This is a genomic window from Klebsiella sp. WOUb02 (genome assembly GCF_050058015.1).
Taxonomy (GTDB): Bacteria; Pseudomonadota; Gammaproteobacteria; order Enterobacterales; family Enterobacteriaceae; genus Klebsiella.
The window spans coordinates 542527-556200 of the sequence record NZ_CP170110.1 but is presented as its reverse complement, the minus strand read 5'-3'; the positions used below and the strand labels follow the sequence as shown (position 1 = coordinate 556200).

The following is a 13674-nucleotide window of genomic DNA, read 5'->3' as shown; positions in this document are numbered from 1 at the left end:
GCATTAAATGCGTTCAGGCTCAAGATGAATTCATTCCTGGGTTAATATAGTGAAATACATTCATAGCCGTACGTAATAAATGCCACTAAAAATACCCCGGATTACGCCAGCGAAAAAGATGACCGTACATGCGGTCGGTTTGCCGTTGCCTCAGGCCCACTATCACCGCTGTCCGCAGTGCGACCTTCTGTTTCGCCTGCCGGTGCTCAAGCGTAATCAGAGCGCCTGGTGCCCGCGCTGCAGCGCCAAAATTCGCGACGGCCGCGACTGGTCGCTTTCGCGCCTTGGCAGTATGGCTATCGCCATGTTGCTGCTGATGCCTTTCGCCTGGCTGGAGCCTTTGTTGCGTTTGCACCTGCTCGGCGTGCGTATCGACGCTAACGTATTACAGGGCATCTGGCAAATGACCGATCAGGGCGATCCGCTGACGGCGGCGATGGTGCTATTTTGCGCCGTCGGCGCGCCGGCCCTGCTGGTGATCTCCATCGCCTATCTTTGGCTGGGCAACGTGCTGGGGATGAACCTGCGCCCGGTGCTGCTGATGCTGGAGCGGCTAAAAGAGTGGGTGATGCTCGATATCTACCTCGTCGGGATCGGCGTGGCCTCGATCAAGGTACAGGATTACGCGTTCCTGCAGCCCGGCGTCGGCTTAATCGCCTTTGTCTCATTAACGCTGCTCAGCATCCTCACGCTCATTCACATGAACGTCGAAGAGCTCTGGGAGCGATTCTATCCCGAACGTCCGGCGCTGCGCCCGGATCCTAATTTACAGGTCTGTACCGGCTGCCACTATACCGGCCACCGCGACGCCCGCGGGCGCTGCCGTCGCTGCCATACGCCGCTGCACCACCGTCGGCCGCAGAGCCTGCAGAAGAGCTGGGCGGCGCTGATCGCCTCGGTGATGTTCCTGCTCCCCGCCAACCTGCTGCCGATCTCCATTATCTACGTCAACGGCGCGCGCCAGGACGATACGATCCTCTCCGGGATTTTGTCGCTGGCCAACAGCAACATCGCCATTGCCGGCGTGGTGTTTATCGCCAGTATTCTGGTGCCGTTTACCAAAGTTATTGTGTTGTTTACGCTGCTGGTCAGCATACAATTCAGGTGCGAACAGGGGCTGCGTACCCGCATCCTGCTGCTGCGGCTGATTACCTGGATTGGCCGCTGGTCGATGCTGGATCTTTTCGTTATCTCATTAACCATGTCGCTGATAAACCGCGATCAACTCCTCGCTTTTACGATGGGGCCTGCTGCGGTATATTTCGGCGCCGCGGTAATATTAACTATCCTTGCTGTTGAATGGCTGGACAGCCGCTTACTTTGGGACGCACATGAGTCAGGAAACGCCCGCTTCGCCGACTGAAGCCAAAATTAAAACCAAACGTCGCATATCGCCATTCTGGCTGCTGCCGGTCATCGCGCTGATGATCGCCATCTGGCTGATCTGGACCAGCTATAGCGATCGCGGGACGACGATCACCATCGACTTTGAGTCGGCTAACGGTATTGTTCCCGGGCGTACGCCTATCCGCTATCAAGGGGTAGAAGTGGGCACGGTGCAGAATATCTCGCTGAGTAAGGACCTGAGTAAGATAGAGGTTTCGGCCAGCGTTAAAGGCGATATGAAAGACGCCCTGCGCAAGGACACGCAGTTTTGGCTGGTTACGCCAAAAGCCTCGCTGGCCGGCGTTTCCGGCCTTGATGCGCTGGTCGGCGGCAACTATATCGGCATGATGCCGGGCCGGGGCGAACCTGAGGACCACTTTGTCGCCCTCGATACCCAGCCGAAGTACCGTATCAACAACGGCGAGCTGATGATCCATCTGCACGCCGCGGATCTCGGCTCGCTGACCAGCGGGTCGCTGGTCTATTTCCGCAAGATCCCCGTTGGCCGGGTTTACGACTATGCGCTCAACGATAACAACCAGGGCGTCACCATTGACGTGCTGATCGAACGCCGCTTTACCAATCTGGTCAAAAAAGGCACCCGCTTCTGGAACGTTTCCGGCGTCAAGGCCGACGTTGGGATTAGCGGCGCTAAAGTTGAACTGGAGAGCCTTTCGGCTCTGGTTAACGGCGCAATAGCCTTTGACTCCCCAGCGGATTCGGCAGCCGCCCAGCAAAACGATGAGTACGGGCTGTACGAAGATTTAGCCCACAGCCAGCGCGGCGTGCTGGTGACGCTCGATTTACCCGACGGCGCGGGGCTGAAAGCCGGCTCTACGCCGCTGATGTACCAGGGCCTCGAGGTCGGGCAGCTAACCAGGCTCAATCTCCAGCCCGGGAGTCAAGTCACCGGCGAAATGACCGTCGACCCCAGCGTCGTGACCCTGCTGCGTGATAAGACGCTTATTCAGATGAAAAAGCCGAAAGTTTCGCTGGATAACCCGAGCCTCAGCGCCCTGCTAACCGGTAATACCTTTGAACTGGTACCGGGAGAGGGTGAGCCGCGCAGCCACTTCGTGGTGCTGCCGGCGGATAAATCGCTGCTGGAAGAGCCGAACGTCGCCGCCATCACGCTGACGGCATCGGAGAGCTTCGGCATCGACGCCGGACAGCCGCTGGTGCTGCACGGCGTGAAAATCGGCCAGGTGCTGGAGCGCAAGCTGACGGCGCAGGGCGTCACCTTCCAGGTGGCCATCGCGCCGGAATACCGCGATCTGGTGCACGGCGATAGCAAATTTGTGGTTAACAGCCGCCTCGACGTTAAGGTTGGCCTCGACGGCCTCAAGATTCTCGGCGCCAGCGCCAGTGAATGGGTTGACGGCGGCATCCGCGTTATTCCAGGCGCGAAAGGAGCGATTCAGGCCAGCTATCCGCTGTACGCCAATATGGAAAAAGCGCAGGAGAATAGCCTGAGCGACGTCCCGACCACCACCCTGAGTCTCTCCGCGGAGACGCTGCCGGATGTACAGGAAGGCTCGGTGGTGCTGTACCGCAAGTTTGCCGTGGGCGAGGTCACCGCCGTCAAGCCGCGCAGCGACGCGTTTGATATCGACCTGCACATTAAGCCGGAGTATCGCCACCTGCTCACCGGTAATAGCGTATTCTGGGCGGAAGGCGGCGCGAAGGTCCAGCTTGACGGCAACGGCCTGACCGTCCAGGCTTCGCCGCTGGCTCGCGCCCTCAAAGGGGCGATCAGCTTCGACGATCTGAGCGGAACCAGCGCCCGCGCCCGTATCGGCAATAAGCGTATTCTGTATGCTTCAGAGACCGCCGCCCGCGCGGTGGGCGGGCAGATAACCCTGCACGCCTTCGATGCGGGAAAACTCTCTTCCGGAATGCCTATTCGCTATCTGGGAATTAACATCGGCCAGATCCAATCGCTGAACCTGATCACCGCCAGGAACGAAGTGCAGGCGAAAGCCGTGCTCTACCCGGAGTACGTGGAGACTTTCGCCCGGGTTGGCACCCGATTCTCGGTGATCACCCCGCAAATTTCCGCGGCGGGCGTTGAGCATCTGGATACCCTCTTCCAGCCGTATATCAACGTTGAGCCGGGCCGGGGAACGCCGCGCCGCGACTTCGAGATTCAGGAAACGACTATCAGCGACTCGCGCTATATCGACGGTCTGAGCATCGTGGTTGAGGTTCCGGAAGCCGGTTCGCTGGATATCGGTACGCCGGTGCTGTTCCGCGGCCTCGAGGTGGGAACCGTCACCGGGTTGACGCTCGGCTCGCTGTCGGACCGCGTGATGGTCAAACTGCGTATCAGCAAGCGTTACCAGTATCTGGTGCGTAACAACTCGGTATTCTGGCTCTCTTCCGGCTACAACCTCGACTTTGGCCTGATTGGCGGCGTGGTGAAAACCGGGACCTTCAATCAGTTCATTCGCGGCGGCATCTCCTTCGCCACGCCGCCGGGCACGCCGCTGGCGCCGAAAGCGCAGGATGATAAACACTTCCTGCTGCTGGAGAGCGAACCGAAAGAGTGGCGCGAATGGGGCACCGCCCTGCCGCGCTAGGCCGCTGGCTAAACGCTCCGGTGTCCGATACCGGAGCGTTTATGGTAAACTGCGCACCCTTTTTTCTTGTGGTGCGCTCCAGTGGCTCAAAACGCTGTCTTTCTTCCTGACGAATTCCTCGCTCAAATGCGTGCGGCACTGCCGGCGCATCTCTCTTTCGACGATTTTATTGCCGCCTGCCAACGTCCGCTACGCCGCAGCATCCGCGTTAACACGCTGAAAACCAGCGTGGCCGACTTTCTTCAACTGGTCGCCCCCTACGGCTGGCAGCTTACGCCGGTGCCGTGGTGCGCAGAGGGATTTTGGATCGAGCGCGAGGATGAAGAGTCCCTGCCGTTAGGCAGCACTGCCGAGCATCTCAGCGGGCTCTTCTATATTCAGGAAGCCAGACTCGATGCTGCCGGTTGCCGCCCTGTTTGCCGATGGCGATATGCCGCAGCGGGTGATGGACGTCGCCGCCGCGCCGGGGTCAAAAACCACGCAAATCGCCGCCCGAATGGGCAATAAAGGCGGGATCCTCGCCAACGAATATTCCGCCAGCCGGGTCAAAGTCCTGCATGCCAACATCAGCCGCTGCGGAATCAGCAACGTCGCGCTGACGCATTTCGACGGCCGGGTATTTGGCTCCGCGCTGCCGGAGAGCTTCGATGCCATCCTGCTCGACGCCCCCTGCTCCGGGGAAGGCGTGGTGCGCAAGGATCCCGATGCCTTGAAAAACTGGTCCCCGGAAAGCAACCGGCAGATCGCCGCAACCCAGCGCGAGCTTATCGATAGCGCCTTTCACGCCCTGCAGCCGGGCGGTACGCTGGTGTACTCCACCTGTACCCTGAACCGCGAAGAGAACGAGGAGGTGGTGCAGTGGCTGCTGGCCCGCTATCCGCAGGCGGTAGAGACGCTGCCTCTCGGCTCGCTCTTCCCCGAAGCCGGCGAGGCCCTGACGGCGGAGGGCTTCCTTCACGTCTTCCCGCAGATTTATGACTGCGAGGGATTCTTCGTTGCCCGCCTGCGCAAAACCGGCGCCGTGGAACCGCTGCCGGCGCCGGGCTACAAGGTCGGGCAATTTCCGTTTGTCCCGCTGAAGCGCCGGGAAAGCGCCGCCGTGTCGGACGCCGCGGCAGCCGTGGGCCTGCGCTGGGATGAGAGCCACAGCCTCTGGCAACGCGACAAGGAAATTTGGCTGTTTCCGCAGGCCCTGGAGGCGTTTATCGGCAAGATCCGCTTTTCGCGCATTGGCATCCGGCTGGCGGAAACGCACAACAAGGGCTTCCGCTGGCAGCACGAGGCGGTTATCGCTCTTGCCGCGTCCGAAACGCCTTTTGAGCTGACGCAGAGCGAAGCCGAAGAGTGGTATCGCGGGCGCGATATTTACCCGCAAACCCTGCCGCCGCAGGACGAAACGATCGTCACTTACCAGAGCGCGCCCCTGGGGCTGGCGAAAAAAGTCGGTTCGCGCCTGAAGAACAGCTATCCGCGCGAGCTGGTACGTGACGGGAATCTATTTGCCGGCAAGATGTGACTAAGCGCAGAAAAAGAGCATTTTTTCACTGGCGCTTTGCGCCCCATTGTCTACGCTGAAAATTGCGGCCTTAACTGGTCGTACCACAATTCAGCAGACCAACGGGGTGAATTTATGAGTAAAACAAATATACGCATCGGCGCGTTTGAGATAGACGATGCCGAACTGCACGGTGAGCAGCAGGGAGAGCGAACGTTGAGCATTCCCTGCAAATCCGATCCGGATTTGTGTATGCAGCTCGACGGCTGGGATGCTGACACCAGCGTTCCCGCTATTCTCGATGGCCAACATTCCGTTCTCTACCGTAAGCACTACGATCAACAATCCGACGCCTGGGTCATGCGCGTAGCCTGACTCAAAAAGAACCCGTCGCCTGAGACGGGTTATTTACCCCCCGCTCTCGTTAAACTCCCCTATACTTATTAGCATGTTAACCTGAACATGTGGCCAGGATGTTTGCCTTAGTTTTGTTCATTTGTTACCTGGACGGCGGCTGCGAGGATATTGTCGTGGATGTTTATGACGACGAACGACGCTGCGTGGTCGCGATGGACGATCAGCGGATCCGCCATGGCGGATGCTTTCCGGTAGAAGATTTTATCGACGGCTTCTGGCGCCCCGCCAGCGAGTACAGCGATTTCTAACCGGCCTGCTGCAGCTGCACGAGGGTCAGCTCGCCGCCAAAGACGGCGCCGGTATCAATATAGTGCTGGTTATCGCCGTCGTAGCGCTGCCTGAGCGGAGTATGGCCAAACCAGAAGTGGTCGGCGCCGCCGATAGCCCCGTGTCGCCCGGCCAGATGGTCCGTCAGGCGTTGACGGTTCCACAGGACCTGGGATGCGTCCACCGGCTGCTGCCAGCGATAGAACGCCGCCGGATAATCCGCATGGGCAATAACGTGCGTCTGTGAGCCGGCGCGGAGCTCAATAATCAACGGCAGCTGACGGCAGCGGGCAAACAGCGGCGCCATCTGCCGCCGCGCGTTCGGCGAGCTCTCCTGATACCAGCGCCCGCCGTTGAGCATCCACAGCGCCATCTTCCCGCTCTCCTGCGCCTCCAGCGCCATCTGCTCGTGGTTGCCCCGCACCGCGCGAAACCAGCGACGGTCGAGCAGGCCCAGACATGCGGCGCTTTGCGGCCCGCGATCGATCAGATCGCCCACGGAGATAAGCAGATCCTGGTATGGGTCAAACCCGAGCTGCCGCAGTTTTGCCGTCAGCAGCGCAAGGCAGCCGTGCAGGTCACCGACGAGCCAAATATTACGCCAGCCTGAGCCATCAAGGTGCTGATACATATAGAACCTCCGGATCTAATTATAGCGAATTATTTCTCCGGTAATCCTCCGCGAAACACACTTCAATAAAATTTAAACGAAACGGAAATATAGTCCGCCGGGGCATTAATCTCGCGTTCGACTCTCACTAAAATAGAAGCTAAATAACGCCGAGGTATTCATCGTGACGGACAATAGCCTGCATTCAGCCTACGTACTACAGCCACGCACAAATCTAATTACCGATCTGGTTATGGGCAGACTTATTCCCGCACCAATCTGGCAAAAGCGTAATTACCGGCTGAAGTTTCTGCTGCGCACAGCATTATTTTACACGCCAACCCGGCTGATGTTGGATAATCTCGCGGCGCGGCCCAACTTCGACCAGCTGCTCGCCGCTCAGGTGACGCTGCCGGGAAAGGTCCATCGCCAGTACCTGAGGCGCGGGCTCAGCGCCGGCCAGCGCGCCGCGGCGATCGTCAGCCACTACCAATATATCGATACCTTGCCCGCCGGTCGGCTGAGCGCCGCCATGACCGCGCTACAGGAGATGCCGCTGCTGGAGCTGCAGGGCAAAGATGAAGCCCGGTTTACGCTGTCGGCCTCCTCTGCCGGCAAGGCCGAGCGCGAAGGCGAGACCACGCTTTGGCTGCGCGACGGCAGCCGGACGCTGCTGGCCAGCGCGACGTTCAGCGTGGTGCGCGACCAGGAGCAGTGGCAGCTGACCATCGGCGGGCTGCAGGGGCCGCGGCGCAACGTCCCGCACGAGGTGATAAAGCAGGCGACCCGCGCCTGCTACGGCCTGTTTCCTAAGCGCCTGCTGCTGGAGTTTATCTGGGCGCTGGCGGCGCAAAGCGATATCCGGGAAATTTACGGCGTGAGCGATAACGGCCACGTTTTCAGAGCATTACGCTATCGCTTAAGTAAAGGACGCCACTTCCACGCCAGCTATGACGAGTTCTGGAAGTCGATTGAGGGAGCGGCCGACGGCGCGTGGCGCTGGCGCTTGCCGCTGGGCCTTGCGCGCAAGTCCCTGGAGGAGATTGCCAGCAAAAAGCGGGCAGAATATCGCCGCCGCTTCCAACTGCTCGACGAGCTGAACGCCGGGGTTATCGAACTTATCGCCGGCTCCCGGCAGGCGTAGCTTTCCAACAAATACACGCCGTTTTTAACAACGGCGTTTGCATCTTATCCGGCGCTTTCGTTACTATCATCACTTCTTCGTTTCCGTGCAGGTAGCCAGGGAAGTTATGAGTAAAGCAGAAGTAGCGCTGTTGGCTATCGTCTTGATTATTTTGACGGGCTCCCTGTGGTTTATTTTCAGCGGCGAAATCTGGTCCCTCGTCAGTTATCTGGAGACGCAGCTATATCCCTCTTTAGTCGCGCCGGAATAAGTCCGTTGGTTTATTTACAAATTCAACCGGCGCGGTCTATTTTCGCCCTTCATGCTCATTCCTGAAGCGTAAAAGAAAATAAAAATAGTGCTCTGGCCACATTGGCGTCTTACTTCACTTATCTTACAAATATTTATGCCAACCATTTGTGCTATCGGGCGGTGAACATCGCTAAGATGTGTAGGCATGGGCACCTTTTTCCCCTACACCCGCAGCATCGTTCTCCCTTTTCTCTGCAACATCCTCTGCCGCAACGGATGACAAGCATATTCGGCACGCTGTTTTTCTGTAAAGGAAATGTGCATGCGTTTTTTGTTGTGGTATAAGGGGGAAAGATCGCGGCGGGAAATGAGAGTTCGCTTCGGGATCTGCAAGATAACAAATTGAAATATATAGATAAAAAGAGACCGAACACGATTCCTGTATTCGGTCCAGGGAAATGGCTCTTGGGAGAGAGCCGTGCGCTAAAAGTTGGCATTAATGCAGGCTAAGTCGCCTTGCCTTATAAGAATAGTTTACCGCGTCAGGTTTTCCAGTCCGCAACAAAAGTGGGCCAATAATTCCTGGAAAAATCGCGGATACGCATAAAAAAACCGCCGTTCCTGTCGTAGGGAAACGGCGGTTTTTCTATTCTAATACAGCCAGATAGTTCTAAAAATCAGCAAAGCTTTTGCGCGCGATCGATAAACGGCGCCAGGCTCATTTTTTGCCCCGGATGCTGGGGATCATCCACCTGGATCACAGAAATCGGCTGGCCGCTGGTTTTACCGGCCTTAACCTGCTCTATAGCGATATCATTTAACGGATACTGCACCAGCGTACTGGGATTGATGGCAAACAGCGCATTTCCCGGACGACAGGTCAGCATCACCTCCTCCCGGTTAAACGCCCAGCTATCCTTACCGACTTCAAAGCGGCTAACGGTGATAACCTGCGGGGCCGCCAGCGCGGCGCCGGAGCTTGCCAGTAACATCAGTGTCAGAACTTTTTTTTTCATGATTTAACCAGTTAATTCAATAAGGTTCCCAGGTAGCAAACAGGCTGACGGCCAGCAGCGCCAGCGCCCCCAGCGCCATCTCCGCCTGCGTGGTACGCAAAATGAGCCGCTCTGCCCGCGCCTCGTTCAGCGACATTCGCGGAACCAGAACATAGCGGTTAACCAGCGCGATTGCCACCATCCCCGTCACCAGAGCACATTTGAGCAGCAGCATCCTTCCCCACGGCGAATCGCTAAACAATCCGCCCTGAATCAGCAGGGCATTCACCACGCCGCTGGCAATGGTGCCGGCCACCGCCAGATGCCCGTAGCGCGAAAAGCGCATCATGGCGCCAATCGCCGCCTGCCGCCAACGCCCCTGCAGCAAACGCAGGCAGTAGATAAACGGCAGCAGTCCGCCAAACCAGCCGGCGACGCAGAACAGGTGCACCGCATGATTGGCGCGCTGCAGCGCCCCCAGCCCGCCTTCGTTCATCGCCGCATGGCCCACGCCCGCCAGTAAAAGCAGCTGCGCGCAGAGCAGCACCAGCAGCAGCCGCGCCGCATGGCGCGGCTTAAGCCAGGCGACGATCAGCGTCACCCAGGCCAGCAGAATTTGCCACACCCAGACACCGCCAAACTGCGTACCGGCGACGGCCTGCCAGATAGCGGGCTGCCAGACATCCGGCCAGCCCTCGCCCATCAGGCCACCCTGTGCCATCAGCATCAGTAGCGCTGAAAGCGCGCTAAGCAACAGCAGGTGGCGCAGCAGCGGATAAAAACGCTGCATCAGCAGGCGACGAAGCGCCGACGGCGCCCACCACGCGCCGTACAGCACGCAGCCGAAGACCACCATCAGCGAGTCGAAGTGGACAAAACGTAAGATGGTATAGAGTGCCGCGAGCATCGTTTATTTCACGGTAAAGTGATACTGCCCTTTGGTTTTATGACCGTCGACGGAAACCACGTGCCAGTCAACGGTATATTCACCCGGCGTTAAGGGCTGCGCCAGCGGGACGATCAGCTGCGCTTTGTTATCATCGCTAAGCGCCAGCTTGCCGGTGGCCACCGCTTGTTGCTGAGGGCCGCTCAGCGTCACGCCGCTGAAGCGGGTTTCGATGCCTTCGGAAAAGCTCAACGTCAGCGCCTGCGGCGAAGCGCTCACCGTCGAGTCTGCTGTGGGAGTTTGCTGCTGCAGATGCGCGTGGGCAAAAGCACCGGCGCTGACCACGAAACCGGCGAGAAGAGCGGCAGCGCGCAGCGTGTTACCGACGAAAATACGCATAATCGTCATTCCTTTTTGTTATGTATGTAGCACAGAGAATAACCCTGTATAATGCCGTAGTCGAGCCATGCGTTGAAGTCTTAGCTGGCATCCGGCCGGCTTTCGGCATCACCCAGGAGAACCCCAATGGAAAATAATCTGGCAAAAATCTCGCAGGAAGAGATGGACAAAGTGAACGTCGATCTTGCGGCAGCCGGCGTCGCCTTTAAAGAACGTTATAATATGCCGGTGGTCGCCGATTTGGTCGAACGTGAGCAGCCTGCCCATCTTCGGGACTGGTTCCGCGAACGTCTCATCGCCCATCGCCTGGCATCCGTTTCACTCTCACGCCTGCCCTATGAACCTAAAACAAAATAATTCAGCCCCCTCGCGAAGGCCCGGCCTGGCAAGACCGGCGCATTCTATTACGCTGATCCCTTTGACCTGGAGCGCGCTATGCTACGCGTAATCGATACAGAAACCTGCGGACTGCAGGGAGGCATCGTCGAGATCGCCTCTGTCGATATTGTCGATGGCCAGATAACCAATCCGATGAGCCATCTGGTCCGCCCCGATCGCCCTATCAGCCCGCAGGCGATGGCTATTCATCACATCACCGAAGAGATGGTCGCCGACCAGCCGTGGATTGAAGAGATTGTCCCGCACTATTTGGGCAGCCCCTGGTACGTCGCCCACAACGCCAGCTTTGACCGGCGGGTGCTGCCGGAGATGCACGGCGAATGGATTTGCACCATGAAGCTGGCGCGTCGCCTGTGGCCGGGGATTAAATACAGCAACATGGGGCTCTATAAGTCGCGCAAGCTGAACGTCACCACGCCTGCCGGCATGCACCACCACCGCGCGCTCTATGACTGCTACATCACCGCCGCGCTGCTGCTCGATATTATCAACGTCTCCGGCTGGTCTCCTGACGATATGGCGACGATCACCGGCCGTCCGGCGCTGTTGACCACCTTCACCTTTGGTAAGTATCGCGGCAAGCCGGTGGCGGAAGTGGCGGAAAACGATCCCGGCTATCTACGTTGGCTGTTCAACAATTTGGATCGGATGAGCCCCGAGCTGCGCTTAACCCTCAAACACTATCTCGGGGATTAAGCGCCTGCCCTATCCGGCCCCTATACCTCGGCCTGGCCTGGCAGCGTTCCCTGTGCCAGGCCGATCAGAAACGCGTACTCAAGCGCCACGCCCTCATAGCTTTTAAAACGTCCCGATTTCCCGCCGTGCCCTGAATCCATATCGGTACACAGCAGCAGCAGATTATCGTTGGTTTTCAGCTCACGCAGCTTCGCCACCCATTTTGCCGGCTCCCAGTACTGTACCTGGGAGTCGTGTAGGCCGGTGGTTACCAGCATATGCGGATAGGCCTGAGCCGTAACGTTATCGTAAGGGCTGTAGCCCTTCATATAGCGATAGTATGTTTCATCCTGCGGGTTGCCCCACTCTTCAAACTCCCCGGTCGTTAGGGGAATCGACTCATCGAGCATGGTGGTGAGCACGTCAACAAACGGCACCTGCGCCACCACGCCATGAAACAGCTCCGGACGCTGATTGATGGCCACGCCCATCAGCATCCCACCGGCGCTGCCGCCCATGCCGTAGCACAGCTGCGGATCGCCGTAGCCCTGTTTCAGCAGCGCGTCGCAGACGTCGAGATAGTCGTTGAAGGTGTTGTTCTTACAAAGAAACTTTCCGTCTTCATACCACTGCTGTCCGAGCTCGCCGCCGCCGCGCACGTGGGCGATGGCGAAAACGAACCCGCGATCGAGCAGGCTCAGGCGGCTGGCGCTGAAATCCGCGTCCTCGCTGGCGCCGTAGGAACCGTAGGCGTAGACCAGCAGCGGGCTGGCGCCTCGGCGGAAGTATTCGCGCCGGTAGACCAGCGAGACCGGAACCTCAACGCCGTCGCGGACCTGGATCCACAGATGCTCGCTGCGGTAGTGGCTGGCGTCGAAACCTTTAACCTCCTGCTGTTTAAGCACCCGCCGTTCACCGGTATCCATATCCAGCTCAAACAGCGTATCCGGCGTGGTCATCGAAGAGTAGCCGTAGCGTAAGCGCGAGGTTTCCGGCTCGGGATTATAGGCAAGCCAGGTGACGTAGGCCGGGTCATCAAAGGCAATACCCACCGCTTCCCGGGTCTTACGGTTGATCTGCCGCAGGCTGGTCAGCCCGTGCTGACGCTCCTCCACCACCAGCCAGTCGGTAAACAGCGTAAAGCCTTCCAGCATCACGTCATCTCGCGGCGGGATCAGGGCCAGCCACTGCTGCTCGCCACGCTGATGCGTGCGGTAGAGGCCGAAGTTTTTGCCTTCGCGATTAGAGCGCAGGTAGAACGCGTGCTGATAGTGATCGAGACTGTATTCATGATCCTTGCGCCGCGGCAAAAAGCACACCGGCTCGGCGTCGGGCATTTCAGCATTCAGCAGCCGCACTTCGCTGGTGGTCGCGCTCGCCAGGTAGATAACCACAAACTGCTGCGAGGTGGTCTTGTGCACGCTGACGTAAAAGGTTTCGTCCTGTTCTTCGTACACCAGCACGTCATCTTGCGTCGAGGTGCCGACGGTATGCCGCCAGACCTGGTACGGCAGCAGCGTGGTAGGGTGTTTGCGTACGTACCACAGGGTACGTGAATCGTTGCTCCAGGCGAATCCCGGGGAGACGTTCTCCAGCACTTCGGGATACCAGCTACCGTCGGAGAGGTTGCACAAGCGCAGGCTGTACTGCCGGCGGGAGAGATAATCCTCCGCCAGCGCCATCAGAGCGTTGTCCGGGGAGATCCCCAGCCCGCCGAGGGTGTAGAACTCGCTTTGCGCCGCGCGCTGGTTGCTATCGAGCAGAAGCTCCCACGGGTCCCACTCCTCTTTCAGCACCGACTGGCGCTGGTAAATCGCGTATTCGCAGCCCGGCTCATAGACCTGACGATAGCGATAGCCATTTTTACTGTAAGGCGCGGAGACTTCGCGCTGGGGGATACGATCGACGATCTCTTTCAGCACCCGCTCCTGCAGGCTACGCTGGGTCTCCATCACCGCTTTGCCGTAGGCATTCTCCTCGCGCAGATAATCCAGCACCGCCGGCTGCGAACGCTCATCGTCACGTAGCCAGAAGTAGTTATCAATACGCGTATCGCCATGCAGGGTCATTGCGTGGGGGATCCGTTTCGCTTTTGGCAGCATCTCTTTGTTCTTCTTCGGCTTAATTTATGCGCACAACGTTAATCGACGCGCGTCCGGACGGCAAGACAAGAAATCTCAACGGCATAAAT

The 13674-nt window shown here is 58.6% G+C and carries 13 protein-coding genes and 1 pseudogene; 9 read left to right on the top strand and 5 right to left on the bottom strand.

Features of this window, described 5'->3' with window-relative positions; translation table 11 throughout:
* Nucleotides 1-79 precede the first annotated feature (79 nt).
* The 5 genes and pseudogenes from yebS (at nucleotide 80) to ABOC21_RS09320 (ending at nucleotide 6125) form a co-directional block, all read left to right on the top strand.
* On the top strand, nucleotides 80-1363 hold the full coding sequence (yebS, locus tag ABOC21_RS09340; RefSeq protein ID WP_426814352.1) for a membrane integrity lipid transport subunit YebS: 1284 nt from the start codon (nucleotides 80-82) through the stop codon (nucleotides 1361-1363).
* Nucleotides 1332-3965, top strand: a complete 2634-nt coding sequence (locus ABOC21_RS09335) for an MlaD family protein (protein WP_426814351.1) — start codon at nucleotides 1332-1334, stop codon at nucleotides 3963-3965. The genes yebS and ABOC21_RS09335 overlap by 32 nt, the downstream gene beginning before the upstream one ends.
* An 81-nt stretch (nucleotides 3966-4046) precedes the next feature.
* Nucleotides 4047-5481: pseudogene (rsmF, locus tag ABOC21_RS09330) on the top strand (16S rRNA (cytosine(1407)-C(5))-methyltransferase RsmF).
* Nucleotides 5482-5595: 114 nt separating this feature from the next.
* Nucleotides 5596-5835 (top strand): YebV family protein, encoded by a 240-nt coding sequence (locus ABOC21_RS09325; RefSeq protein WP_128877840.1) that lies wholly within the window; start codon nucleotides 5596-5598, stop codon nucleotides 5833-5835.
* A 98-nt stretch (nucleotides 5836-5933) separates the two neighbouring features.
* Nucleotides 5934-6125, top strand: coding sequence for a YebW family protein (locus ABOC21_RS09320; protein ID WP_041146213.1), 192 nt, complete (start codon nucleotides 5934-5936; stop codon nucleotides 6123-6125).
* Here the strand turns inward: ABOC21_RS09320 and pphA are convergent.
* Nucleotides 6122-6775, bottom strand: coding sequence for a protein-serine/threonine phosphatase (pphA, locus tag ABOC21_RS09315; RefSeq protein ID WP_426814350.1), 654 nt, complete (start codon nucleotides 6773-6775; stop codon nucleotides 6122-6124). The two genes, ABOC21_RS09320 and pphA, sit on opposite strands and share 4 nt — an antisense overlap.
* A gap of 163 nt (nucleotides 6776-6938) precedes the next feature.
* Here pphA and ABOC21_RS09310 point away from each other — a divergent pair, with 163 nt between their 5' ends.
* Entirely contained in the window at nucleotides 6939-7898 is a 960-nt protein-coding gene (locus tag ABOC21_RS09310; RefSeq protein WP_426814349.1) for a VirK/YbjX family protein, read from the top strand.
* A 106-nt stretch (nucleotides 7899-8004) separates the two neighbouring features.
* Complete coding sequence (locus tag ABOC21_RS09305) at nucleotides 8005-8148, top strand: Ecr family regulatory small membrane protein (protein ID WP_426814348.1); 144 nt, start codon at nucleotides 8005-8007, stop codon at nucleotides 8146-8148.
* Between the two features lie 658 nt (nucleotides 8149-8806).
* Here ABOC21_RS09305 and ABOC21_RS09300 read toward each other — a convergent pair.
* From ABOC21_RS09300 to yobA, 3 genes are read right to left on the bottom strand one after another with little or no spacing between them, the layout of a single operon-like run.
* On the bottom strand, nucleotides 8807-9145 hold the full coding sequence (locus ABOC21_RS09300) for a YebY family protein (RefSeq protein ID WP_426814347.1): 339 nt from the start codon (nucleotides 9143-9145) through the stop codon (nucleotides 8807-8809).
* 16 nt (nucleotides 9146-9161) lie between these two features.
* Entirely contained in the window at nucleotides 9162-10031 is an 870-nt protein-coding gene (gene copD / locus ABOC21_RS09295) for a copper homeostasis membrane protein CopD (protein ID WP_426814346.1), read from the bottom strand.
* A 3-nt stretch (nucleotides 10032-10034) separates the two neighbouring features.
* A complete protein-coding gene (gene yobA / locus ABOC21_RS09290) occupies nucleotides 10035-10409 on the bottom strand; it encodes a CopC domain-containing protein YobA (protein ID WP_426814345.1) in 375 nt (124 codons plus the stop codon).
* Between the two features lie 126 nt (nucleotides 10410-10535).
* Here yobA and ABOC21_RS09285 point away from each other — a divergent pair, with 126 nt between their 5' ends.
* Together ABOC21_RS09285 and exoX are read left to right on the top strand one after the other, a co-directional pair.
* The gene (locus ABOC21_RS09285) at nucleotides 10536-10766 is read left to right on the top strand and encodes a DNA polymerase III subunit theta (RefSeq protein ID WP_426814344.1); all 231 of its coding nucleotides are present in this window, start codon (nucleotides 10536-10538) and stop codon (nucleotides 10764-10766) included.
* A 78-nt stretch (nucleotides 10767-10844) separates the two neighbouring features.
* The gene (gene exoX / locus ABOC21_RS09280) at nucleotides 10845-11504 is read left to right on the top strand and encodes an exodeoxyribonuclease X (protein ID WP_426814343.1); all 660 of its coding nucleotides are present in this window, start codon (nucleotides 10845-10847) and stop codon (nucleotides 11502-11504) included.
* Nucleotides 11505-11524: 20 nt separating this feature from the next.
* Here exoX and ptrB read toward each other — a convergent pair whose 3' ends face one another.
* On the bottom strand, nucleotides 11525-13585 hold the full coding sequence (gene ptrB / locus ABOC21_RS09275) for an oligopeptidase B (RefSeq protein ID WP_426814342.1): 2061 nt from the start codon (nucleotides 13583-13585) through the stop codon (nucleotides 11525-11527).
* Nucleotides 13586-13674 lie beyond the last annotated feature (89 nt).